Source organism: Haloferax sp. DFSO60, assembly GCF_046557615.1.
GTDB lineage: Archaea > Halobacteriota > Halobacteria > Halobacteriales > Haloferacaceae > Haloferax.
In genome coordinates this window covers 80,191-103,895 of the sequence record NZ_JBKIII010000002.1, presented here as the reverse complement: position 1 = coordinate 103,895, position 23,705 = coordinate 80,191, and the positions used below count along the sequence as shown (strand labels likewise).

At 60.7% G+C, this 23,705-nt stretch carries 26 protein-coding genes and 1 other RNA gene; 11 read left to right on the top strand and 16 right to left on the bottom strand.

Annotated elements, in window-relative coordinates:
- Positions 1 to 4: 4 nt before the first annotated feature.
- The 4 genes from ACK509_RS09845 to rnpB form a co-directional block, all read right to left on the bottom strand.
- Positions 5 to 316, bottom strand: a complete 312-nt coding sequence (locus ACK509_RS09845) for a hypothetical protein (RefSeq protein ID WP_410766364.1) — start codon at positions 314 to 316, stop codon at positions 5 to 7.
- A gap of 69 nt (positions 317 to 385) precedes the next feature.
- The gene (locus tag ACK509_RS09840) at positions 386 to 1,261 is read right to left on the bottom strand and encodes a hypothetical protein (protein ID WP_410766363.1); all 876 of its coding nucleotides are present in this window, start codon (positions 1,259 to 1,261) and stop codon (positions 386 to 388) included.
- A gap of 52 nt (positions 1,262 to 1,313) precedes the next feature.
- Positions 1,314 to 2,354, bottom strand: coding sequence for a zinc-dependent metalloprotease family protein (locus tag ACK509_RS09835; RefSeq protein ID WP_410766362.1), 1,041 nt, complete (start codon positions 2,352 to 2,354; stop codon positions 1,314 to 1,316).
- Positions 2,355 to 2,454: 100 nt separating this feature from the next.
- An RNA gene (rnpB, locus tag ACK509_RS09830) (RNase P RNA component) lies at positions 2,455 to 2,932 on the bottom strand.
- 151 nt (positions 2,933 to 3,083) lie between these two features.
- Between rnpB and ACK509_RS09825 the strand changes: the two genes are divergently transcribed.
- A complete protein-coding gene (locus ACK509_RS09825; protein WP_410766361.1) occupies positions 3,084 to 3,686 on the top strand; it encodes a TIGR00296 family protein in 603 nt (200 codons plus the stop codon).
- 86 nt (positions 3,687 to 3,772) lie between these two features.
- On the opposite strand, the gene ACK509_RS09820 is transcribed toward ACK509_RS09825, so the two are convergent.
- From ACK509_RS09820 to ACK509_RS09805, 4 genes are all read right to left on the bottom strand, one after another.
- On the bottom strand, positions 3,773 to 4,924 hold the full coding sequence (locus ACK509_RS09820) for a nicotinate phosphoribosyltransferase (protein ID WP_410766360.1): 1,152 nt from the start codon (positions 4,922 to 4,924) through the stop codon (positions 3,773 to 3,775).
- Between the two features lie 70 nt (positions 4,925 to 4,994).
- A complete protein-coding gene (locus ACK509_RS09815; protein ID WP_410766359.1) occupies positions 4,995 to 6,389 on the bottom strand; it encodes an Hvo_1808 family surface protein in 1,395 nt (464 codons plus the stop codon).
- A 43-nt stretch (positions 6,390 to 6,432) separates the two neighbouring features.
- Entirely contained in the window at positions 6,433 to 6,870 is a 438-nt protein-coding gene (locus ACK509_RS09810) for a hypothetical protein (protein WP_410766358.1), read from the bottom strand.
- 41 nt (positions 6,871 to 6,911) lie between these two features.
- Positions 6,912 to 8,375 carry an Hvo_1808 family surface protein gene (locus tag ACK509_RS09805; protein WP_410766357.1) on the bottom strand — a complete coding sequence of 488 codons (1,464 nt, stop codon included), beginning with the start codon at positions 8,373 to 8,375 and terminating at the stop codon, positions 6,912 to 6,914.
- Between the two features lie 145 nt (positions 8,376 to 8,520).
- Between ACK509_RS09805 and ACK509_RS09800 the strand changes: the two genes are divergently transcribed.
- A complete protein-coding gene (locus ACK509_RS09800; protein WP_410766356.1) occupies positions 8,521 to 9,093 on the top strand; it encodes a cysteine hydrolase family protein in 573 nt (190 codons plus the stop codon).
- Between the two features lie 15 nt (positions 9,094 to 9,108).
- Here ACK509_RS09800 and ACK509_RS09795 read toward each other — a convergent pair whose 3' ends face one another.
- A complete protein-coding gene (locus ACK509_RS09795) occupies positions 9,109 to 9,594 on the bottom strand; it encodes a PaaI family thioesterase (protein WP_410766355.1) in 486 nt (161 codons plus the stop codon).
- Between the two features lie 113 nt (positions 9,595 to 9,707).
- Here ACK509_RS09795 and ACK509_RS09790 point away from each other — a divergent pair, with 113 nt between their 5' ends.
- On the top strand, positions 9,708 to 12,302 hold the full coding sequence (locus ACK509_RS09790) for a PAS domain S-box protein (protein ID WP_410766354.1): 2,595 nt from the start codon (positions 9,708 to 9,710) through the stop codon (positions 12,300 to 12,302).
- 60 nt (positions 12,303 to 12,362) lie between these two features.
- On the top strand, positions 12,363 to 13,496 hold the full coding sequence (locus ACK509_RS09785) for a hypothetical protein (protein WP_410766353.1): 1,134 nt from the start codon (positions 12,363 to 12,365) through the stop codon (positions 13,494 to 13,496).
- 179 nt (positions 13,497 to 13,675) lie between these two features.
- Here the strand turns inward: ACK509_RS09785 and ACK509_RS09780 are convergent, their stop codons facing one another.
- Together ACK509_RS09780 and ACK509_RS09775 are read right to left on the bottom strand one after the other, a co-directional pair.
- The gene (locus ACK509_RS09780) at positions 13,676 to 14,374 is read right to left on the bottom strand and encodes a helix-turn-helix domain-containing protein (RefSeq protein ID WP_410766352.1); all 699 of its coding nucleotides are present in this window, start codon (positions 14,372 to 14,374) and stop codon (positions 13,676 to 13,678) included.
- A 273-nt stretch (positions 14,375 to 14,647) separates the two neighbouring features.
- Positions 14,648 to 15,562, bottom strand: coding sequence for a hypothetical protein (locus tag ACK509_RS09775; RefSeq protein ID WP_410766351.1), 915 nt, complete (start codon positions 15,560 to 15,562; stop codon positions 14,648 to 14,650).
- A 54-nt stretch (positions 15,563 to 15,616) separates the two neighbouring features.
- On the opposite strand from ACK509_RS09775, the gene ACK509_RS09770 reads away from it, so the two are divergent.
- The 3 genes from ACK509_RS09770 to ACK509_RS09760 all read left to right on the top strand — a co-directional run bounded on the left by ACK509_RS09770 (position 15,617) and on the right by ACK509_RS09760 (position 18,286).
- Complete coding sequence (locus tag ACK509_RS09770; protein ID WP_410766350.1) at positions 15,617 to 16,300, top strand: biotin/lipoate A/B protein ligase family protein; 684 nt, start codon at positions 15,617 to 15,619, stop codon at positions 16,298 to 16,300.
- Positions 16,301 to 16,345: 45 nt separating this feature from the next.
- On the top strand, positions 16,346 to 17,635 hold the full coding sequence (locus tag ACK509_RS09765; protein ID WP_410766349.1) for a dihydroorotase: 1,290 nt from the start codon (positions 16,346 to 16,348) through the stop codon (positions 17,633 to 17,635).
- A gap of 129 nt (positions 17,636 to 17,764) precedes the next feature.
- Positions 17,765 to 18,286 carry a hypothetical protein gene (locus ACK509_RS09760; protein WP_410766348.1) on the top strand — a complete coding sequence of 174 codons (522 nt, stop codon included), beginning with the start codon at positions 17,765 to 17,767 and terminating at the stop codon, positions 18,284 to 18,286.
- Here the strand turns inward: ACK509_RS09760 and ACK509_RS09755 are convergent.
- The gene (locus tag ACK509_RS09755) at positions 18,283 to 19,041 is read right to left on the bottom strand and encodes a DUF5806 family protein (protein ID WP_410766347.1); all 759 of its coding nucleotides are present in this window, start codon (positions 19,039 to 19,041) and stop codon (positions 18,283 to 18,285) included. The genes ACK509_RS09760 and ACK509_RS09755 overlap by 4 nt on opposite strands.
- A gap of 100 nt (positions 19,042 to 19,141) precedes the next feature.
- Here ACK509_RS09755 and ACK509_RS09750 point away from each other — a divergent pair, with 100 nt between their 5' ends.
- Together ACK509_RS09750 and ACK509_RS09745 are read left to right on the top strand one after the other, a co-directional pair.
- Positions 19,142 to 19,510 (top strand): universal stress protein, encoded by a 369-nt coding sequence (locus ACK509_RS09750; protein WP_410766346.1) that lies wholly within the window; start codon positions 19,142 to 19,144, stop codon positions 19,508 to 19,510.
- Positions 19,507 to 20,046, top strand: a complete 540-nt coding sequence (locus tag ACK509_RS09745) for a GNAT family N-acetyltransferase (RefSeq protein WP_410766345.1) — start codon at positions 19,507 to 19,509, stop codon at positions 20,044 to 20,046. Before ACK509_RS09750 ends, ACK509_RS09745 begins: the two co-directional genes overlap by 4 nt.
- Here ACK509_RS09745 and ACK509_RS09740 read toward each other — a convergent pair.
- Positions 20,043 to 20,498 (bottom strand): universal stress protein, encoded by a 456-nt coding sequence (locus tag ACK509_RS09740; protein WP_410766344.1) that lies wholly within the window; start codon positions 20,496 to 20,498, stop codon positions 20,043 to 20,045. The two genes, ACK509_RS09745 and ACK509_RS09740, sit on opposite strands and share 4 nt — an antisense overlap.
- Positions 20,499 to 20,578: 80 nt before the next feature.
- Here ACK509_RS09740 and ACK509_RS09735 point away from each other — a divergent pair, with 80 nt between their 5' ends.
- Together ACK509_RS09735 and ACK509_RS09730 are read left to right on the top strand one after the other, a co-directional pair.
- Entirely contained in the window at positions 20,579 to 21,037 is a 459-nt protein-coding gene (locus ACK509_RS09735) for a universal stress protein (RefSeq protein ID WP_410766343.1), read from the top strand.
- 54 nt (positions 21,038 to 21,091) lie between these two features.
- Entirely contained in the window at positions 21,092 to 22,306 is a 1,215-nt protein-coding gene (locus ACK509_RS09730) for a DHH family phosphoesterase (RefSeq protein ID WP_410766342.1), read from the top strand.
- A 1-nt stretch (position 22,307) separates the two neighbouring features.
- Here ACK509_RS09730 and ACK509_RS09725 read toward each other — a convergent pair whose 3' ends face one another.
- From ACK509_RS09725 to ACK509_RS09715, 3 genes are read right to left on the bottom strand one after another with little or no spacing between them, the layout of a single operon-like run.
- Positions 22,308 to 22,730 (bottom strand): DUF5807 family protein, encoded by a 423-nt coding sequence (locus ACK509_RS09725; RefSeq protein WP_410766341.1) that lies wholly within the window; start codon positions 22,728 to 22,730, stop codon positions 22,308 to 22,310.
- 49 nt (positions 22,731 to 22,779) lie between these two features.
- Positions 22,780 to 23,217 (bottom strand): hypothetical protein, encoded by a 438-nt coding sequence (locus tag ACK509_RS09720; RefSeq protein WP_410766340.1) that lies wholly within the window; start codon positions 23,215 to 23,217, stop codon positions 22,780 to 22,782.
- A 24-nt stretch (positions 23,218 to 23,241) separates the two neighbouring features.
- Positions 23,242 to 23,646 carry a 30S ribosomal protein S6e gene (locus ACK509_RS09715; RefSeq protein ID WP_410766339.1) on the bottom strand — a complete coding sequence of 135 codons (405 nt, stop codon included), beginning with the start codon at positions 23,644 to 23,646 and terminating at the stop codon, positions 23,242 to 23,244.
- Between the last annotated feature and the right edge of the window lie 59 nt (positions 23,647 to 23,705).

Genomic DNA, 23,705 nt, shown 5'->3' with positions numbered 1-23,705 from the left:
AGATTTACGCTTTCGGGAACCGTCTGACGCGGAAGTCGTGATAGCCACCGTAGGCGACTTCGAGCGCGCCGAGCCACCAGTTCCACCGTGTCGCGGGCGTTCCGCGAGGAGCATCTTCGAGGTTGTTCACGATTTCCTCGACGGTGAGCGGTGTGCCCCGGTCACGCATCGCCTGCCCAGAATCAGCTAAGTCACGGGCTTGTCGAGCGACGATTCGTCGTTCGGCGTCGGTGCCACCGAAGACGACGAGCGCCTCACAGAGCGCACGCTCGTCTAACTGCTCGCCAAATTTGTCGTGCCCGTTAGTGAACGTCACACATGACCTACGTGGAGGAAGTAAAAGAACTCGGTGGCAGTGGCCCTGGTTGGCCGCAAAGTTGGGATTTCATCGTTGCGAACGAAACGCGAGGAGGAGGAACAACGCGCCGAACGTTCCCAAGAACAACGAGATATACACTACGATGCCACCGCTTGCATTGGGAATCTTGCCGAGTCGAAGCAGGACCCACGGCGCGAGTGCGAGCAGTACAGAGCCGACGCCGAACACCGCGAGTACCGCTGCTGCTGCTTTCGAGACACTCGTATCCGTGTCCGACTCTTCGGCTATCGACGTGAGTGCGACGCGTACGTGGTCAGCCCGGTCGGACGGAGCAGAGATGAACGACGGGCCAGACAGTCCTTTCGTGCCGACGTATCGGAGTCGGAAGAGTGCGGTATCGGCGACGCGGTAGGTCGAGAACGAACGGAGTCCATCGAGGTTGTACTCGAACGTTGCGGCTTCGTTCTTCGGAATCGTGAACGTCTTGGCTTCGACGTCGATGGTTCCGGTCCCGTGTCGAACCCATCGAATGACTACGAGGGCGACACCCAGCACTAAAGCGACGTACAGCAGTGGCGGGAAGAGTGCAACGACGACGATGACGACGGCACCAACCACAGACACCAAGAGTGAGGGAACGAGCCGAAACGCCTCGATATTGGGAAACACCTGTGTGAGTTTGCCGCGTGAGACGGCAGCAGCGATGACGATGAGCGAGACGGGGCCGCCGAAAACCACCGCAGCGGCGAGAACGATAAGGACGCCGTACTCGCCATTTCGGACGAGACCGGGAATTATCAAGAGAATCAGCAGCATCGCGAGCAACGCCATCCCACCGAGCAGTCCGAGAACACTGTAGCGAAGGAGTACTGCAACCCAGTCCGACGCGTCGCTGGACCACGAAATGACGGTTGCAGGCGGGAGCGAATCAGCGGAGGGCACGTCGTGGAAAAGTTACCTTGCCGGTGTTTTAAATCATGTCACCGTCCGTGAATTACGCCCACCACTCGCTTCGACGTTCCTCGTAGGTCGCAGAGCGGAACGGTTCGGGTTTCTCTGAATCTGCTTCCGCGCCGAAGTAGTGCGCCACCCAGTAGCCGACGTGCCAGCCAACCGCGTCGGTTTCGAGGTCCACGAGGACGATTCGGAGTCCGTCGTAGGTTTCGAGTGCGCCGTCACCGTCTGGGTCGTAGCCGCCGATACTCGCACACGACCCAGCGTCGGGACCGCACGGCGACGTGTCGGTAAAGGAGATCGCGATGTCGGCGTCGGCTGGGTCGGAGACGTACCTAAACGTGAGATTATCGGGCATACCCTCCGAACCGTCTTCGTAGTAGTCGAGCGCCTGTTCGACCTGTTCCCTACTTCCGTCTGGGTCTCTCGCGTCCGAGTCGTCGATGTAGACGGCGAAATCGGTGTGCGTCCACGGGAACGGTCGGTCGGTCGCGTTGATTTGCGGGAGCGTGTAGAGCCTGCTCGTCGAGTTCATGAGTCGAGTCGGCTCGTCGCCGTGAGCCAACCCGAGCGTGTGACCGAGTTCGTGTGCGACGATTTCGGTCGTCGAATCGTTGCTGAATCCGGTTTTGATGTACACTTCGATTGGCCGGTCGATCTGAGAGCCGTCGGTGATGTAGGGCGCACACCCTGCGGCCTCGTTGTGGCCGCTACAGCCCGGAACTTCCGGGCCGAAACTGACGATGAGGTCCGGGTTAGTCGCGTTCGACTGCACCTCGTAGTCGATTTCGTAGCCAAGATAGCGAGAATCCTCGGTCTCCCAGTAGGTCGTCGCCGCTTCGACCAGCATCGTGTAGTTTCTGCCGTCACTTGGTGCCGAAACCGCGACGATAACGGGGTCACTCCCCCACGGTCCCGTCGAACGCTGTGAGATGGCCGCCTCGGTCTCTGCCGCCTCGTCGGTTGCGACAGCGGCGGAGTCCGGCGTTTGGGTTCGTTGTTGGTCCGGACCGACCGCAGAAGGCGCGACACACCCTGCGAGAAGAACGAGGGCGACAACACAGCAGACGAGGAGACGCATACCTACTCAGGAGTGATGAACCAGCATGAGGGTTTCTCAAACAAGTCCGAGACCGAGAACGTCTTGGTACACCCAACGCCGTTGCTCACGGGTCAAAAGTGGCTGAGAGGAGTAAGCCCCCTTCTGTTCGTCCCAGCATTCGGCTAAGCGTCCGCGTCCTCCTCAGACAAGACGTCCGAGGGCACGTCGGGCGAACCCGAGCGTGCCGTCCAGATTACCTTCGCGGCGCGGACTTGCACCAGTGAGGATTCGCCGTTCCATCCATTCTCGACCGTCAGTGAGACGGCGGTGCCGTCTCGTGGGTCGCGGCTACGCCGCTTCCCGTCGGAGATGACGATGTCATCTCCCCTCCTCTGTGGGTTATCTCCCTTCCCTCTCGGGTCAGTTCGCGTACGCACGAGGCGTACCGGCAACGACCGATGGTCGTCGCGCGCACATCATTGGTCGGGTCGAGGGGTCTCGTTTCTGTTCCAGAGCCAGCCGTCTCCGACTCCGGGCTTGCGCCCGGTCACCTATCCGGACGGTGGGGGGACTTTCCTCATGCCCGTCGCGGGCACGGAAGCCGGGCTCTCTCTGCCGTCGTAAGGTAGCCTCGTCCCGTGGATAAGCGGTTCGATTACGATGGTCGAAAACCCGTTTATGGGTATGTTAATGACTACACAACTACAAATAACATCCAATTAACACGAAGGGGAAGCGTTGAAGTCGCTTGGGGCCTTCATGTGGTATATGTCCGAGGCGCAGACCGTGCAGCTCACCTACGAGGATGGGGCGAGGGCGGTCGAACTGGCGCGGGAATCGGTAGAATCGTACGTTCTCCATGGACAACGAGAACAACCAGGCAGCATGCGGGATGCCTTTTACGCGCGAACCGGTGCGTTTGTCCGAATCAAGTCAACACGCGGTCGCGGGCGACTCCGTGGCTGTGCTGGCGCGTATCGTGGCAAGGACCAACTTGGCCACGCCATCGTCGATGCCGCAATCAAAGCCGCATCCGGCGACTCGTGTCAGACCGAAATCGAAGCTCCCGAACTCCCGAACCTGAACATTTCCGTTTGTATCGTTAAGAATTATACACTTACTAACGACCCACTTGCTGACCTCGAAATCGGTACCCACGGGGTCGCAATCGACGCCGGTGGCAAGCACGGATGGATGTATCCGACTCTGCCCGTCGAACTCGGTTGGTCGAAAGAACAACTGCTGACCAACGCCTGCCGTAAGGCTGGCCTGTCGCCGCTCGCGTGGCAAGACGAAGATACGATGGTCACCCTCTTCGAAGGGCAAGTCTTCCGCGAGCGCAACGACGGCGGTAGCGTCGAAGCGCTGTAGACGCGTTCTGAAATTTTCACGCGTCGTTCGGACCTGATGCAATGCAGTGCATCGCTGGTCCGGTAACAGACTGAAAACGAGAGTGTCTACTCCGCGCCGAAACCGACGCGTTCGGCGTCCGCTTTCGAATAGTCGGCCGCCGCGTCGATATCGAAGTCGCGGACGAGTTCGCCATCGCGGATGAGCGGTTCGAGCAGTGGCGTCGCATCGTCGGGTGCGTCCTGTCCACGAAGGCCGATGTGGTGTCCACCGTCGGCAGTGCGGTACACTTCCTTCGTCCCCGAGAGTTTGCCGCGCTTGGCCGCGAGTTCACCCTCGACTTCGACGATATCGAGTGCGAAATCGACCGGGTTCGCGTTGGAGATGTAGCCGCCGACGCCGAATCCGGCGACGACATCGCGCAGTTCACGCAGTTCTTTGGGGCCGAGGCCGCCACTCACGAAGATTCCGACATCCTCGTAGCCGCGCGCGTCGAGTTCCCAGCGAACCTCGCGGACGATGTGGCGGAAGTTCCCGCGACGCGACGAGGTCGTGTCGAGCCGAACGCTGTCGAGGTGGTCTCCGAGCGCATCGACGGCCGAGAGGACTTCACCGACTTCGTCGCCGTAGGTGTCACAGAGTGCGACCCGTGGGACGTCCTCGGGGACTGCTTCGTCGAAGGCGCGGAAGGCATCTTCCTGCTTGTTGCGGCCGAAGGCGATAATCAGTGCGTGAGGCATCGTCCCGCTGGCCTCGCGGCCGAGAATCTCCCCGGCGGCGACGTGCGAAAAGCCATCGAGTCCGGCGATGAGCGCGCTTCGCTCGACCATCGCGGCGATAGACGGGTGGACGTGACGCGCGCCGAACGAGAGAACGATAGAGTCGGGCGCGGCGACACGTGCTTCCAGCGCGGCCGTCGCGCATCCCGAGGCGTGCGAGAGAAAGCCGAGAAGCGAGGTTTCGAGGCGCGCGAAATCGAGGTACTTTCCTTCGATTCGCATGACAGGGCCACCGTCGAAGAGGCATCCCTCGGGGATGGCATCGACATCGAGGTTGTGGCCTTCGAGCAGTGCCGCCGCGTCTTTCACTCCGGCGAACACCTCGAACTCCCCGTCGGGGAACTGGTCTGCGGTCACTTCGGCGACGACGTGGGGGTTCTTCCCCGCGTGCCGAAGCGTGGCCTCAGTCCGCTTGAAGTAGGCGTCGGTCGCGTCGCCTTCGCGGATGGCTTCGGGACCGACGATGTCGAACTCGGTCATTTCCTGTGTATTCCATCCGCGCGATGAAAAGGTTACATAATCGGTCCGGCGGGTCGAAGAGGAATTTTCTTCAATCGCTCGTGGAGTGGACCGCGTCCAACTCTTCCGCGGTCGGTGCGTTGACGACGGTCACCGTGTTCTCGTCTCGTGTCACGCGATAGGCGTCCGCGAACGGCCCCTCGTCGATGACGTAGGTGTTCGGCGCGACACGGGAAGCACCCATCCTGAGTTGGAGCATGATTCTCGTGTAGGTAGTCTCGAAGCTCTCCGCGTCGGCCTCGGTGTCCCACGTCGTTCGCCAGACGTAGGCACGCTGGTCGGGGTTTTCGGCGGCCACAGTGTCGTCAGCGGGGCGGTACGGGACCACGAGGTCACCCGCCCACCCCGACGACGGTCCACTCGTGTAGTTGTACGGCGAGTATGCGCCCGTATTTCGTTGCAGGTCGCTGCGGTCGATGGCACGATTCGCCCTGAGCATCGCGTAGATGGAGGCTTCGCCCACTGTATCGCCGACCGGTTCGTGGTCGAAGCGCGTCCACGTCTCGTCCGAACGGTCTTCGATTGTGACTTCGACCGGTCGTTCGTCGGGATAGCTCCCGGGAGACAGGAGTTGTTCAGTGGAAACAGGGGGGTTGGCGTAGGCGTCGTTGACCGCTTGCCACCCACCACGCTCGCGGAGGTCGGAGACGAACGTCGGTCCTTCGCTGTACGGTGTGTAGATGACGAGGAATACCGAGAAGTCGAACGAACCGCCAGCAGAGGCCGCTCGTTCTGGGCGAGGGACGCACTTCCATTCGTCGCCGCAGCGGTCGGCGTAGAGATACTCCACGTAGCGCGCGTCGCCCTCGACCAGGCCGTTGTCGGCGAGTTGCATATCCTGTGTCGGCGGCGACGCGTCGAGTCCGAAGTGCTGGTCTTGGAGTGCGTGTACGAGTTCGTGTGCGAGTGTTCCGCGTTCGATAGCCGGTGTGGGACTGTCACTGACGATGACGATTCGGTCCTCAGTCGGGTCGTAGTACCCGAGGACGGCACCACCATACAGGTCGTCGAACACCTCCTCGATGGTTCGGTCTTCGCCGACGAGGAGAAGCGACTCCCAGACTTGGTCGTTCCAATCGGCGTGAACGGGGTCTGTCGGTGTGCCAGACTGCGCTTGGTACGCCTCGCGGGAGACGACTTCGACGGGGACCGGTTCTTTGAACTCCAGTTCGCGGACGAGTTCGACCCGTGCCATCGTCCGGGCGACGAAGGCCTCGCGTTCGCTCGCGTTCAGTCCATCGGACTGGTCGATATCGATTGACTCGTTGTGCCAGTAACCGTTTTCCCACCCGAGTCTGTCCGTCGGCGGGTCGTCCGGCCACGACCAATCAGTTGACTGCGACTGTGTCGGGTCGGCGACTGGCGCGGCACACCCCGAGACGACGAGAAGGAGGGCGGCGAGAATCGGTGCGAGGTGTGACCGCATCTATGCGAACCTGCGCGGGAGAGGTGAAAAGCGGTTCGGCGGGTTAGCAGATTGCGATTGCATTTGTGAACGTCTGGCCGTCTTTCTCGACGTACCGCAATTCCACCCAATATGAATACGCCTCGCTTTGTTCCGAAAACGTCACACTGCCACTCAGTGCGTGGTCGAATTCTGAACGACGGTCAACCGGAAGTTCACTGTACTGCACCACCGGTTCATCGTCCGGTACCGACTCGACGGTATCGACGTAGAGACTCGCATTGCAACCAGTGTACGATGGAGTTGATGTCGTCGTCGTTGGAGTGACGGCAGTCGTAGTTGGGGTTGCTGTGGCTGTCTGAGTTGTCGTCGTCTCGGTCGGTGTGTCGGTAGTTGTAGTCGTCACCGATGACGTCGTCGTCACATCGTCAGTCGCAACGGGCGCGCCCACGCACCCCGAGAGAATTACGAGGAGAGCAACAGGGAAGAGAAAGCGAACCATGTCACCCAATGAGAGGTGACAGCTAAGTATCTTGTCGAGGCTTAGGACGCGAGTTCGGGTCGAATCTGGTCAACGTCTTCGGGTTCTGGGCCGTTGACGATGGTGACGCGTGTGCCGTCGCGGACGACACGGAAGGCGTCGTTGAACTCGCCGTCTGGGACGACGTAGATGCCGTTATCGAGTTGCTCGATGCCGTTCGAACGGAGGATGTTCAGATACGCAGTCTCGAACTGTCGGGCATCCTGTTCGCTGTCCCATTCGGTCACCCAGACGTAGCCGTACTCGGTGTCAGCGCTCCCGGTGGTCCGGTAGGGGAACACGCGGTCGTTCCCCCATCCTGCGGAGGGCTTGGCGTCGTAGTTGTACGTGTCGTACTGGTCGTTCGTATCGAGCAGGCCACGGATGTTTATCGTATCTGCGCCGTTCATCCGCGCTTGGTACCACATCATCGCGTAGATAGACGCCTCGCCGACGGTGTCAGAGCCGCCTTCGCCCTGATTCTCGAAGGTCTCCCAGCCGTTCGTCGCGGTACTCTCGAACTCGATTGGGACCGGTTCCTCGTCGGTGAGGTGAATCGTCTGCTCGGAAGAGACCGGTGGGTTACGCATCGCGTCGTTGACTGCCTCCCAGCCACCCTGTTCGTAGAGCGAATGGACGTAGACCGGGCCGTCCGAATACGGCTGGTAGATAGTCAAGAGGACGCCGAGGTTGGGGCCAGCGCCGCCCGAGCTACCCGAGCCCGACCCACCGCTCGCGGCAGGCGGTTTGACACACTCCCATTCGCCAGCAGTACAGCGCTCAGTGTACTGCTTTTCGACGTATGAAGCGTCGCCTTCGACGATGCCGTCGATAGCGAGGTCACCGTCTTGGGTCTGTCCCGAGAAACGCTCGCTCGTTAGGTCGAAGTGCTGGTCTTGGAGGGCGTGAACCAGTTCGTGTGCGAGCGTGGCATTGTCGATGGTCACCGTCTCGGGCGTGTCAGTCACGATTTTGATTTCGCCTGCTTGTGGAGAGTAGAAGCCGAGAACGGCGCTACTGGTCGTGTTCCCGATTGCGGTCGAACTGCTCTCTCGCTCACCGGTGATAAAGAGCGCTTCCCACACCTGGTCGTTCCAGCGATTGAACTCAGACGTGGGTGACTCAGAGAAGTTCGCACTCTCCTGCCGGTAGCCGTCGCGCGAGATGACCTCGACGGGCACTGTCTCTTTGAATTCGAGTTGGCGGATGTGTTCGACCCGAGCCATCGACCGGGCGACGTAGGCTTCGAGTTCGGCATCACTCAGGCCATCGGACTGATTCACGTCTATCGATTCGTCGTACCAGTAGCCGTTTTCCCAGCCGAGAACGTCCCTATCGGGGTCTTCGAACCCGACTCGCTCCGTAGTTGCAGTTTGAGTCGTCTCTTGGGACGGCGCTGGTCCAGCGGGCGCAGAGGTAGGTGCTGCACAGCCTGCGAGGACGAGGAGGGCGGCCACGAGAAGCGCGCGGAGACCGGTCTTTCGCATACATCACCCTTAGACCGCACAGTGAAGTAGCTTGTCTGATTCACTCACACACGATTCTCCTGGGTAGCGACGAGTTTGTCCCTGCAACCAGTTCGACAACTGCGTGCGCGGCTATCATTTTGGTCGTCCCCCTCGAATAGGTGGTATGGAACTTTCGCCGACGCAGACGGCCGTTATCGTCGTGGATATGCAGAACGGATTCTGCCACCCCGACGGGAGCCTCTATGCACCGGGAAGTGAGGCAGCAATCGAACCCGTCATCGAGTTGGTCGCGGCGGCCCGGGAAGCAGGCACACGCATCGTTTACACCCGTGACGTCCACCCACCCGACCAGTTCGACGACGCCCACTACTACGACGAGTTCGACCGTTGGGGTGAACACGTCGTCGAAGGGACGTGGGACGCCGAACTCCTCGGCGAACTCGACGTTCGGGACGAAGACCTCATCGTCGAGAAACACACCTACGACGCCTTCTACGAGACACAACTCGACGGCTGGCTTACCGCCCGTGGCATCCACAACTTGCTCATCTGTGGAACGCTCGCCAACGTCTGTGTCCTCCACACTGCCGGAAGTGCAGGGGTTCGAGACTATCGCCCAATTCTCGTCACCGACGCCATCGGGTCGCTCGAAGACGCCCACAAGGAGTACGCCGTCGAACACGCCGAGTGGCTCTTCGGCGAGACTGCGACACTGGACAGTATCGAATTCGAGTAGTAGAGAGAGTCGAGGTTACTCGCGGAAGAGTCGGTACGCACCCTGTCCAGTCGCAACCGCGTCGTCCCACTCCGTCGCTGGAGTCGTCCGAGCGGCCACGTCTTCGTCCGCTTCGGGGTCGGTGCTGACGACAGTAATCGTGCTGACGCCGACACTGCCGCCTGCACGGACAACGTCGGCGACGGCGGTGAGGTCACCCGAGGCACGGCGGAGGTAGTTCACGTTGAGGTTGATAGTGGCGACACCGCCCGAAAGCGGGTTGTCGAACATGGTTCGAAGCGCAATCCCGCCCGCGGTGTCGATGAGTGTGGCCGCGATACCGCCGTGAATGGTCGGCGGCGACACCGTGTTTGTGAGTTTCTCGTCGTACGGGATGGTCAACACGAGACGGCCGCGTGCGATGGAATCGACCTGCGTGTTGAGCCACGAGAGATAGCCGTGTTCCTCCTCGATGTGCCGCTGGACGATAGTGGCGGCCTCCGGAGGAAATTCCTCTGTCATGGCACGACTGAAGTGGCCCGGTGTCATGTAAGCGACGGTCGTCGGACGGTCGAAATCGAGTTCGATGTCTCACTGGGCGTGGGATATATACCGAATGGCGTGGGTCAACACGTATGCAGGGATTCCGTGTCCTTCTCGTCGCCCCCGAGGCGGCATCCGAACTCGACGCCGCGTTGGCCGACCGTGGCCTCCGTGTCGAGCGACAGACCGAGAAGGATGGGGTATTCGACATGGAGACAGAGACTCCCGACTGTGTCGTCGTCGTCGGAGAGTTCGATACCGGGTTTCTCTCTCGCGTCAAAACACACGTCGGGTCGGTCCCCGTATTCTTCGTCACGAGCGGTGAAGACGCACAGACCGAACACGAGGGCGTCAAAAACGGGGCGTCGATTATCGACCAACCCGACTCTGAAAGCGAGCGGCAAGCACTCGCCGCCCGCATCGAGCGCGCAACTCAATTTGCAGACTGGTCGTCGCCGGGCGAACCAGACTCGCTGTATCGGACAGTGGTCGAACAGAGCTTTCACGCGATTTTCATCGCCCAAGACGGTGACTTTCAATTCTGGAATCGAAAACTAACAGAACTGACTGGCCTCGACGACGCCGAACTGAGCGAGACGCCGCTTCTCGACGTTATCCATCCCGATGACCGCGAACGCGTCTCGTGGATAGCCGAACGACGGCGTGCCGGGTCGAGCGCACCCGAAAGCTACGACGTTCGCGTCGTCGATGACGACGGCGAGACACACCACTGCCAAGCGAACGTCAAGGACGTCGAGTATCACGACAACTACGGCGTACTCGTGTCGATTCGTGACGTGACAGAACAGCGCCGGACCGAAGCACGCTTCCGCGCGCTAGTCGAGAACACTCAAGATATCGTCTCGTTCGTCGATATCGGCGGGAAAATCAGATATCAAAGTCCAGCCGTCGAATCTGTGCTGGGGTTCAAACAGAACGAACTGGTCGGCAGTTCCGCGTTCGAGTACGTCCATCCAGATGACCGTCCAGAACTCGAACGCGCGTACGAAGGGGCGCTCGAAGGCGACGACGTCACTGGGGAGCCGTATCGATATCGCCACCAGCACGCAGACGGGTCGTGGGTGTGGTTAGAATCGGTTGGTAATCGGAAGACTGGGATGCCTCTGAACGGGTTTATCATCACCTCGCGCGACGTTACCCAACAACAGCGCAGAGAGTCGCAGCTCGAACAGTACGAGACGATTATCGAGAACATCGAACTCGGTGCGTACGTCGTCGATGCGGATGGGGTTTTCCAGTACGTCAACGATGCCGCCATGTCTCGCGTCGGCGTTCCACGCGAGTCGTTCCTCGGCGAGCCGATCTCGGTTGCCGTCGAGAGTGGCATCATCACCGATGCACAATACGACAATATCCAGTCGGTTTTCGACGCGATTCTCGCCGGAGAGAGCGATGGCGAGCGGTTCGAAGTCCCGATTTCGAGAGACGGTGGAATGCGTATCGTCGATTTCGCAATCACACCCGTCACCGAAGACGATGGGTCAGTAACCGGTGCGGTCGGTATATCGACCGACGTCACCGAACAAAAACGGTACGAACGACGACTCAACGCCCTCCATACAGCGTCACGAAAACTCAGCGCCGAAACGACTCGTAAGGGGGTCGCAGAAATCGTCTCATCGGTCTCCGCGGAATCGCTTGCATTCGACATCAATCGCGTATTTCTCTACGATGAAGCGACCGACACGCTCGTTCCGACCGCCGCAACTGAGGTCGCATCGGAACTCGCAGAGGACATCACGCCAGTCAGCCGAAATCCCGGGCGACTGTGGACGGTGTTCGAATCGGGTGAAGACCGGTTATTCTCGAGCGTCACGTCGAGAGCGTGGAACGAAACGACGTCGGTGAATGAGACACACGCCGAATTACTCGTCTCGATTCCGGACCACGGCGTCCTCGTTATCTGCGAAGACGACGAAACGCAGTTGCAAGACCATCGACGCCCACTCGCGAAAGTGCTGGCCTCGAACACGAAAGCCGCACTCGATAGAGTAGCGCGCGAGCAACTCTTGCGCCGACGTGAAGCAGAACTCGCCCGACAGAACGAACAACTCGAATCGTTCGCGTCCGCCGTCTCACACGACCTACAGAATCCACTCAACGTCGCGATGGGCTATCTCGAACTCGCCAGAGAGTCGTGTGATACCCCCGAGTTGGACCGAATTAGCGAGGCTCACGACCGAATGTCGGCAATCGTGCAGGACGTGTTGGCGCTCGCCCGAAACGGCCAGCGCGTCGAAGAAGTCGAATCCGTCTCGGTCACACAGTCCGCACTCGAAGCGTGGAACATCGTCTCACCAGGTGCGCCGGGTGCGACCCTCGAACTCGAAACGGCCGTCACCATCGATGCACATCCCGGGCGTCTCCGACAACTCCTCGAAAATCTCCTGTCGAACGCGATTCGATACGGCGGCGACGACGTGACGGTCCAAATCGGGCCCCTCGAAGACTGGGAAGGGTTCTACGTCGAAGACGACGGCCCCGGTATCGATGCAGACAACCGACCACGGATTTTCGAAGCAGGCTACACGACCGGGAGCGAGGGAACTGGCTTTGGACTGAATATCGTCCAGAGTATCGTGAACGCCCACGGGTGGAGCATCTGGTTCAAAGACGGCGCTGACGGTGGGGCACGGTTCGAAATCACGACGGAACCTAACCGATGAGGTCCGCGAACGTTACCGACAGTGTAAACGCCTAACCGCTGGGCGAGAGAACGCCACAATATGAGTCGCCCAGATGAGGAGACGACACGAGCGGTCGAGTCGTGTCACGAGACGTTGCCACCGACTGTGGAGGGCGGGCGCGTCGTCTTCGGCTTCGACGGGTATATCGACCGGGTCCGAGAGGTGGTTTCGGAGCGACAGTCCGCAACGGAGTTCGACCGTGTTTCGACGTTGGATGCCTTCGCCGACCGTGTGAACAGCTCAATCGAGGCTGAAAGTTCGCTCAGTTTCGAGTGGATACAACGGGGAGTCAGAACCGGTGGCCACGTGAGCCATCTCGCGCGTGCCTTCGGCGAATTCGGGTTCGACCCGGCAATCGTCGGGTGTCTCGGCCACCCTCCAGAAGACCCCTTTATCGAAGAGTTTGGCGAGTTCACACTGGAGTCGATTGGGTCGCCGGGGTACACCGATGCCGTCGAGTTCACCGACGGGAAGTTGATGCTCACCGAGATTGGCACCCTGATGACGCTCGATTGGGACGCAATCGAATCGCGCGTCGGCATCGACCGACTCGCGGAACTCATCGATGGCAGTGACCTATTTGGAATGGGCTACTGGTCGGAGATGCCCGAACTCCCCGACGTTGCGCGTGGCCTGCGCGAAGAACTGTGGCCCACGCTCTCGGACCCACCAGAGACGCTACTTCTCGACCCCGGTGACCTTCGAAAACGAGAGTCGGACGTGGTTGCCGAGGGCGTCGAACAGGTGTCGAATCTCGACGACGTCGTAGATGTCGCCGTCTCGGCGAATCGCTACGAGACGCGGTATCTCGCTCAACTCGTAGGTGCGCCCGAGAGCGACTTCGTAGCTGAGTCACAAGCGGCGTTCGAACACCTCGGAGTCACGCGATTCGTCGGCCACGGTATCGACGCTGCACACCTCGTCGATGCGAACGGGCTTGCGTCAGTACAGGTGCCGCGTACCGACGACCCGGTTCTCACGACGAGTTCTGGAGACCACTTCAACGCCGGACTCGCACTGGGGCACATTCTCGGTTTGGACCCCCACGAGATGCTCGTTCTCGGGAACGCAGTCGCAGGACATTTCGTCAGAAATGGCACCCCGCCAACATATCTAGAAATTAGAAATTTTGTTTCGTCGTATTGCGACGCCTTCGCATGGTCTAATAAATAGTTTGTAATATAAAGCAGTAAAGACATCTAGTACATTTACATATATAAACTGTCGAGGCACGGGAGATTCGCTGTGTGAATGCAGAGAGTTGACAGTTGCCCCGACATTCACGTCCCACGAACACCCCGTTTGGCGTGATGGCGTACGAAGTGCGTTCGTTGCGTCGAACCGGTGTTCTACTAGTCGGACGATGAATTTTCACCCAGTTCCTCATCAACCACGTCGTCGACGAGAGACTGGACCATTCGGCGGGTCGCCCGTCGGAGTCGCTGGGAGAGTGCCTGTTCTGAGATATCGAAATTAGCGGCCAGCTTGGTGAGTGTCGTCTCCGTCGGCGTCTCGAAATAGCCCTGTTCGTAGGCGAGTCGAACTGCTTCTAATTGCTTTGTCGAAAGCCCTCGATTGGGGCTAGAGTTGCCATCGAGGTCACCGCGCTGGACGCGAAGAATTTCGATGTCGTGGTCGCGGTCTCGACACCGCTCGTAAAATCCAGTCGCCAACTCGTGAGTCGCGAAGAAGATAGACGTGGTCCACCCTTCTGTGGTCCCCCGCATCTTTCGGACGATGCCGTCACAGTCACGCACAGTCGATACCAACCCGTCTTGCGTCGGGGTCCACGAACACTGATAGAGTCGCTCTTTCGGACGTTCAGACAGGAGTTCGAAGTTCGAAATCTGGTCGTGAGAGTCGAGTAGGTCGTCCACTTCGCTTACGTCCGGCCCGCGGACGTAGAAATATGGAATCGGGATTGGAGCGACTGGAACGCTTTGAACGAGTGTAATCTCGACATCTAAGTTATGGAGTATCTGACCCAGATAGACGCTCTCTACCGGACAACGCAGTTCGACTTCATACCCCGTTCGTTCCTCGCTATTCATTCCTCTTGAAAATTGGATTGGCGATGGCCATCCTGTATGTCACACATATATCGCTCACCGGTTAACGAACATCCAAAAAGTAGGAGGACAGACGCATATTATTTTCTAATCTACGGCCTTTCACCATGAAGCCATTTAAATTCAGGAATTGGCATGGGTGTGGTTGAACGCGTGAGGTACCGCCGTGGGGTGGGTCGCCCAATTCGACTCGAGAGCGTCTGAACTGCCGCCTTTTGAACCCCCCTACTTCGAGTCGAAATCACACCATTCCAACTATCCGAGTCGAATCGGCGACGTACTCGGGGCAATCGACAGTTCGAGTTCGTCACCGACGACGAACTCGTGGTCTGGGCAGACGACTTTCGCGCCGAACTCGATTTGTGATGCGAATAGCGAAATCCCGGTGACGCGTTCACCGTTTGCCAGCACGTCGATATCTGCCCACGGAATATCACCGTCGGAGACGGTCCCGACAGGTGTCCCAAAGAGCGACAAGTCTGTGCCGTCAGCAACCGCAGAGAGCGTACCACCTGCAGCGTAGTGTGCGAGTCCGCCGTCGAGAACAGCGCCTTCGTCGCTGGCGATGCCGACGAACCCTGAACCCGACCGGTCGATGGGTTCGTCGAGGACGACGTACGTCTCACCGGTTTCGACAACTGTGCCTCGGCCATCCCACGAGAGCGGAGTCACGTCGTTCTCGACAGCGAGTGGGAGCGACCCCCGGGCGCGATGATGGTTCGCGTCTGCTCCACGAAAGCCGAGGTGGATGTGGTTTGCGACCCACGGGGCGAAGAACCCGGACCTGACCAGACGCCCCAGTGGGTCGCCAACGTCGAGTTCGTCACCCGATTCGACGGTCGGTTCGACGTGGAGTATCCGAGCGACGAGTCCGCTGAGGCCGTCGTCCGGTCCGTCCTCGCCGTCGTCAGTGTCCGCTCGGCCCCACTCCAATCCCGTCGCTTCGGTATCGACGTCGATGAGGATCAGATACTCGTCGTCGTGTGCGTAGGATTTGTTCGGGGCGCGAACCGTCCGCGTCTCGCGGACGACACCGGCGACGGGTGAGAACGCGAGGGGGTCGTCGAGATAGAGGTCGATTGCACAGCGGTGGTCGTGTGCGGGATACGGCGAGTTGTAGAGCGAAAATCGCTCGTAGCGCGAGATGAGGGCCGCAGGGAGGCCTATCATGAGTGGGCGAACGGGACGGGTGCGCTTAGATACATCGAGCGTCTTCGATGTGATATGCGTGTCATCCGCGGCCGCGGACCCGACCCGACGACCGACCGCGAGGTCACCGCAGCGATGCTCAGCGAGACGGCAGAGACAGGTGAACCCGCGTTTCGGGCGTGGACTCCTCACCGGCAAATCGCCTTCGGCCGCCGTGATACCCGAGCAGAAGGGTACGACGAGGCCGCCGCTGTGGCCGAGTCGCGTGGGTTCCCGGCCATCGAGCGCTCTGTCGGCGGCCGCGCCGTCGCCTACACCGGAACCACTGTCGCGTTCGCACACGCTATCCCGCTCGAAGACGCACGAGCGGGCTTAGAAGACCGCTACGAGGCGGGGGCGACGGCCGTGATTCGCTCGCTCCGAACGCTCGGTGTTCCCGCTCGACGAGGCGAACCGCCCGAATCGTACTGTCCGGGTGACCACTCAGTCCAAGCGGGCGGGAAGATTTCGGGACTCGCCCAACGAATCGTCAAATCCGCCGCGCTCGTCTCGGGGGTCGTCATCGTCAGCGACCGCGACGAAATCGCCGCCGTCCTCGACCCGATATACGACGCACTTGGCGTTCCGTTCGACCCGGAATCAGTGGGGAGCGTCGCGGATGCTGGCGGCCCCGGTGACCCCGATGCCGTCTGCGAGGCACTCGAACAGGTGTTCGTCGGCGAGGCAGAGACCGTCGTCGTCGATGCCGAGACACGCTGAGAGACAACCGCCGGACTTAGGATGCGACACGTCACACCCGCAGGTATGCGAATCGAGAACGCGACGCTCGCGGACGGGCGCGTGGTGGACGTACGCGTCGAAGACGGCGAAATCGCTGCCGTCGGCGACGTCGATGCAGTCGAGGGTGAGACGGTCATCGACGCCGACGGCAACCTGTTGCTGCCGGGGGCAATCGACGTACACGTCCACTTCCGCGAACCGGGATTCGAACACAAAGAGACGTGGGCAACCGGTTCGAAGAGTGCCGCCGCAGGCGGCGTGACGACGGTCGTCGACCAGCCAAACACGACGCCAACGACGACCACCGGCGAGGGGTTCGACGCCAAAGCCGAACGTGCCGAGACGTCGATTATCGACTACGGCATCAACGGCGGCGTGACGCCCGACTGGAACCCCGAGAGCCTCTTCGAGCGACCACTGTTCGCCCTCGGCGAGGTCTTCCTCGCTGATTCGACCGGCGACATGGGCATCGAAGCCGACCTCTTCGCAGACGCCGCCGCCCGCGCTGCCGATGCGGGTATCCCGGTGACGGTCCACGCCGAAGACGCCGACCTGTTCGACGAATCGGCTATCGAAGGCGGCCTCGGCGGTGTCGGCCGCGACGCAGATGCAGATTCGTGGAGCGCCTACCGCAGTGCCGAAGCCGAAGCAGTCGCCGTCGAACGCGCCGCTCGCGTCGGTGCCGAGGCGGGCGCACAGATTCACATCGCCCACACGAGTACGCCCGAAGGTGTCGATGCCGCCCGCGACGGCGACGCAACCTGTGAGGTCACGCCGCACCATCTCTTTCTTTCGCGCGACGACCTCAGCGAGTTGGGAACCTACGGGCGGATGAACCCGCCACTCCGCTCCGAAGCGCGCCGTGAAGCCATGTTCGAGCGCCTCGCCGATGGCCGAATCGACATGGTTGCGACCGACCACGCACCCCACACGGTCGAAGAGAAAGAACAGTCACTTTTGGACGCCCCGAGCGGCGTCCCCGGCGTCGAGACGATGGTTCCGCTCCTCCTCGGTGCCGCAGTGGACGACAAACTCAGCCTCGAACGCGTCCGCGACGTGGTTGCGACGAATCCCGCAGACGTGTTCGACCTCCCGAAGAAAGGGAAAATCGAAGCAGGCGCAGACGCCGACTTCGCGCTCTACGACCTCGACGCGCCCCGCGAGATTCGTGGCGACGACTTGCACTCGAAGTGCGAATGGACGCCGTTCGAAGGCTTTTCTGGGGTGTTCCCCGAGTGGACGATGGTCCGCGGAGAGATGGTCTGGGACGGCGAGGAGTTCGGCGACGTTGCGGGCGAGAACGTCCGAAAATAGCCGGTTCTCGAACGGATGGGCCACTCCATCGATTCGGCTGTCGGAAAGAGAATATTCACCTCTTCTGTCACTTGTGGCCGAAGACAAGCGAATCCTTTTCACTTCAGACCGTCCGAGTCATCCACACGCATGACCGACGAGCCAACGCCGCCGCGAACTCCCGCGCCGAACGCGGGCGAGCGCCACCCGCTTGAAAACATGGTTGACCGCTGGGAAGACGTGGTCGAAGATGCCGAAGCGATGGCCGCCGAGTACGCCGAAGATGGCTGGGAGACACTCGTACTCCACCCCGGCGACGTGACGCCGATGCCGCCCGCGAACCTGCCCGATGCGACCGACCGCGTCGGCTTCGACGTACTCGTTCCCGGGAGCGAGTTCGACGCGCTCTCGGAGTGGGTTTCGGATGCAGACTTCGACCGCTACGACGTGTATCGCGCCAAAGAGAAGGGCACCATCTTCGCCGTCTCGGCCGTCGAAGCCCCGGAGTCAGAACAAGTCGTCCTCGTGCCGCTGTACTACGGTGTGGAGAAAGTGACAAAGACCGCCGAGAAGGCGCGAGAACAGGGAGAACTGCGGTTGTACGTCCGGCCGCTCGAATACGAAGAACACGTCGAACTCGTCCAGTCCGAACCGAGCGCGCTGTTTCCTTAGTCGTCGTCGGTTGCAAGTTCGTCGGCGCGGAGGTCTTCGCTCGCTTCGCGGACTTCACGCATCACGCTCGAAATCCGCTCTTCTGCTTCTAACTCCTCTTCGACCGAGAGGTCAACGCCCTCGACTTCGAGCAGGAACTTCGCAATCTCGGTGACCTCGTACATCATCTCGTCCAACTCTTCGGCAGTGAAGAAGCCGGACATCGCGCCGTAGAGGAACGTCGCACCCGACTTTCGAACCTTATCGCGGAAGGCAGAGCGGGCTTGATTGACTGCCTGTGGCGTGTAGGTGTCGGTCATGAAGGGAACGAGTTCGGGCAGGTTGTTCCCGATTTTCGTCATCTCGACACCCGTCTCGGTTCGGAAGTCGGCACAGAGGCGGGCGATAGCCCACTCGCGGGCGGTGACGTAGGTTCGGTCCCGAAGGAAGTCGTTGACCCGGTCGTACTGCGCGCCATCGACTTTCTTGAAGCGAGCGTACTTCTGCACATCTTTGGGAACGCTCGGTTCGTCGGTGTCGGACTCGTCGGACGTGGATTCTTCGGAAGGAGCGTCGTCAACGTTGTCGGTGGTGTCAGCATCACCCTCGTCGCCAGCAACGTCGTGGTCTTCATCGGCGGCGTCAACGACGGGTTCTGCGTCGTCGCCATCTGTGTCGAAGGCGGCGGTCTCTACTGATTCGGATTCAGAAGTTGGCTCCGCGTCACCCTCAGGTTCGACATCAGCGGTATCGAACCGGTTGGCGTCGTCAGTCATACCGCGGGCTACCACACCACGGCCGAAAAGCGTTCCGCGTGGGTGTCGCGGGTCTCATTTCGGGCAAGGGTTTTCTAACCGGGCCACGACAGTGGCACTCATGAAGGTACTGCTCGGAATCGGTGGCAGTGACGATTCCATCCGGGCACTCGAAGAGACAGCAGAACGGGCGGCGAAAGCAGGGGACGACCTCAGCATCGCAATCGTCGATAACCCCGCGTCTGAGCGTTCGAAAGAGTCCATCGAACAGACCGTCAACGACGTCCTCTCGGAAGCAGGCATCGACGCCCAAATCGTCCACCTAAAGGGCGACCCGGGGAGCGAACTCGTCGATATGGCCGAGAGCGAGGGCTACGACCAACTCGTCCTCGGCGGCGGGCAGACGAGTCCGATGGGCAAAATACAAATTGGGGGTATCGCGGAGTTCGTCCTCCTCAACTCCCACATCACAGTCACCTTAGTCCGATGAGTACACGCATCTACCCAGACAGTATCGCCTCGCCGTTCGACCCACCACCACAGTCGTTTTCCGACCGTGAGGAGCGAACCATCGAACTCCGAGGCTACGACGGGTTAGACGAAGAGTTAGAAGCACTGGTCGAGATGTACGACTCGTTCGACCCGGCGGACCGCGCACAGGGGATTCCGCCGGGGCGCGAAGACCGCATCCGCGAATGGCTCGAGAACATCCTCGGCGAAGACTGTCACAACGTCATCGCCTGGGACGGCGACGAGGTTGCAGGCCATGCGACGCTCGTCCCCGACGGCGACGCCTACGAACTCGCCATCTTCGTCCACCAGACCTACCAGCGCGCAGGTATCGGGACGAAACTCATCAAATCACTGCTCGGCTACGGTCGCGAAAACGGTGTCGAGAAGGTGTGGCTCACCGTCGAACGCTGGAACCGCGCCGCCGTCGGCCTCTACCAGAGTGTCGGGTTCGAGACGAGCGACTCCGAAAGCTTCGAACTCGAAATGACGATTCGCCTGGCCGAGTCGGCTTAAACAGAGAGAACGGGCTGGCTGGCGTACAAGAGGACGTATTCGGCGGCTTTTGCGAGAATCTCGCCGGGGTCGCTCGTGACGGGTTCGCGCGGGACGACGATGAAATCCGAGTCTAATTCTTCGGCAGTGTCGAGGACGACGCTCCCGGGGTGGAGGAGTTTACTCGTCGTCGAAAAGCCGTAGGCGACCGAGGTGGTGATGGTGACGCCCGCTTCGTTCGCAATCTCGGTGACCGTGTCGGTGACGACTTTTCCTTCTGCGGCGACGGCATTCTCGTCGACGACACCCTGTTCGATTGCGCGAACGACGTCCTCACCGAGGACGTGGATGGCGTGAACTTTGGCCCCGTATTCGGCGGCGATAGCGACGGCGTATTCGGCCGCACGAATCGCTTCGTCGCTTTGGTCGACCGGGACGAGAATCAGGTCGAGAGAAAGCGGGCGTGCTGACATAACCCCACGTCGGTCGGGCGACGACAAAAAATCTCCCCCACCGGGCGGGTTTTATACCACCGCGAAGCAAAGTCGGGAACATGTTCGACACCATCGTCATCGCCACCGATGGTTCGGCGAGCGTTCGCCGGGCAGTCACAGTCGCGCTCGACCTCGCCGAACGGTTCGATGCCGACGTTCACGCGCTCTACGTTATCGACGCCGGAGATGTCGATACGGCGCCCGAACGACTCCGAAGCGAGATGCGCGAGGCGTTGACTGAACGCGGCGAAGAGGCGCTCGCCGACGTGCGGGCCGAAACTGAACGCGAGGTGACAATCGCCGTCCGCGAAGGCCGACCCGCCGGAGAAATTTCGACTTACGCGCGCGAGGTTGACGCGGACATCGTTGCGATGGGAACTCGTGGCCGCCACGGTGAAAACCGGTTCCTCATCGGGAGTGTCGCCGAGCGCGTCGTCCGAACGTGTCCGGTGCCAGTTCTGACGGTTCGGCAACTCGAATCGGGAACGGTTGACCCGCTTCTCGACGAGACGACCTAGGAATCCTGAAAGAGAATCGGGGGGAGTTTTCCCCGTCGCGCGCAACCTGACGATATGGAAGACGAACTCATCGACAGTTCTCGGCTCTCGCTTCCGCGAAAATCTGTCTTGCCGGGTGCTGGATTTTTCTACCCCGATTCGTTCGACGAAGAGCGCGCCGAAGAGCGTTCGAAAGCCAAACTCGAAGGTGCTGACGTCGCCATCGTCACCGACACGGACGCCGACGGACTCGGCTGTGTCGCACTCATCCGCGAGATGTACGACGCCGCCCTCGACGTGGCCGACTTCGAAGAGCGAATCGCCGAGCGATTGGCTGACGACGACGAAGAAGAAGAGGAGGACGTTGACGCCGACGACGAAGAAGAACGGACGTATCCGCCCGTCGCACTCGTCGGGTCGAGTCCTTACTCGCTCGAAGACGACCTGCTTCGTGTCGCCGAGTACGCCCCTGAAGGTATCGACGTGTACGTCTGCGACCTCTGTCCTGACAAGTACGAATACGTCGAAGAAGAACTCGAAGCACTCGCCGAGATGGCTGGCGAAATTCACTGGTACGACCACCACCAGTGGAAACCTGAAGTTGCTGAACAGGTCCGAGCAGCAGGCGTAGACCTCGTCGTCGGCGAGTCCGACGAAGAGTGTTCGACCGACGTGACGCTTCGCGAACTCGACTACGAGTTCGACGGACACTTCACCGAACTCGCAGCCGTGACCCGTGACCACGACCTGTGGCTGAACGAAGACCCACGAAGCAAGGATCTCGCGGATTACGCCTACTGGACCTCGAAAGAGGAGTACGTCGCTATCGTCGGTGCCTACGGCGCAGACCTCCCCGCAGTAGTCGAGGAGTACATCGCCGAGCGACGAATCGAGAAAGAGGCGCTCATCGAGGCGGCCGTGAGCCGCGCCGACTTCAAGTCCATCGGCGAGTGGACCGTCGGCATCACTTACGGTCGTTGTTCGCAGAACGAAGTCGCCGACGCACTGCGAGAAGAGGGTGCCGACGCCGCCGTCATCGTCAAGCCTGCCGGAAGCGCCAGCATCCGTGGCTCAGAGGACTTCGAACGCTGTCACGAAGTCGCCGACCTCGTCAACGGCGGCGGCCACCCGAAAGCCGCTGGCTGTAAACCCGATATCTACGACGACATGCTCGACTACGCGCACCACTGGACGACAGAAGGCGCGACGACCAAGCGCGTCATCCTCAACGCGTTCGAGCGCGTGGCCGAAATCCCAGCCGAGGACGACGAATCAGAGACGGAAGAATAGATTACTCGACGACCCAGCGTTCGGAGTAGGCCGTCCCACAGGTACACTTCGCGTAGGCGTGAATCACGTCGCCGTCTTCGTACAGTCCGCCGACCTCTTCGTTCTCTTCTTCGGCGAACGCGAAGATGAACTTCGCCTCGTGATTCTCGTCGGTCTCCGTATCGGGGCAGACGCCGTCGCCGAGGTTGCGGTCGATTTCGCTCTTCTCACCCATCGCACTCTGTGCGAACTTCATCGCGTCCATGCCGGTTCCGGCGGCGAAGGCGCGACGGCCCTCGTCACCGGGGACGACGAGGACGTAGCCGTTTTCGACGGCTTCGCCCATGTTCGGGAGTTTACCCTGGCTGTCGAGATACTCCTGAGTCAAAAAGAGAGCAACGTCGTCGAGTCGCTCACCCGCGAGGAATTCCTCCAGTTTGCTCATACACCCGTGTGGGGTTTCACGGTGTAAAAGCGGCGGGTTTCTGTATTTGCTACTCGTCCGAACGCCCGAACTTCTCTGCGATATTGGCGAGTGAGTCGTTCGGGCGTTTGGTGATTCGGTAGACGGTTCGAACACCGGGGACGCGAAGCCCAAAGTGGTAGCCACCGTCGAGTTCGTCGAGTTCGACGGCCTCGCCCGGGCCGCGGTCGTTATCTCGACACCATTCGACGAGACGGTTCTCGCCATCGCCGGGCATGCGAGCGAGGCGCTTGTTGTCGTACGCGCCGCGAATCACGAGTCCAGAGGCATCTGTGGAGATGCGTGCGTGGTACGCGGTTCCGTCGAGATGGAGGCGAACGAAGTCGCCGTCGGTTGCCGAGACGCCGTCGGGGACTCGCAGACAGGGGCGGCGAGTGCCACCGCTGCGGGCGAGTTTCGCGCGGAACGTCTGGACTGACGGGTGGTCGGAAGGGAGTTGTTCGGGCACGGAAACGGGAGAAGTGAAAGTTAGTTACTCTTCGTCTGCTTCGTCGTCGTCACCAGCGAGCGCGTCGGCGACGCTGCCGTCTCCGGAGACGACTTTCGCGTTGATCTGGACGGTTTCTTCGTTGATTTCGCGGCCACGGACGGTCACGCGCTTGCGCTCGCCCGGACGGGATTCCTTGAAGCCGATGTCGACGTCCTCTGCGAGGATTTCCTTGAGGTTGCCGCCGGGAACCTTCGGGTGCATTGGGCGGCCTGCCTTGTCGGAGCCACCGGTCAGTTCGAGGGTGAAGCCGTCGAGACCGACTGCTGCGCCGTCGACTTCGTCGCCGAGGTCTCGGCCAAGGAATCGGTTTGCGTCCTGTCCTTCAACGTCGAATTGGTGGGAGTCGCCAGCCTCGGGGTCAGCGACGACGACCATGAATTCTGCCATGCGCGGATGAAAACGGTCGCAGATAAAAAGTACGTCGAAAACAGGTCTTGAGTCCGGTT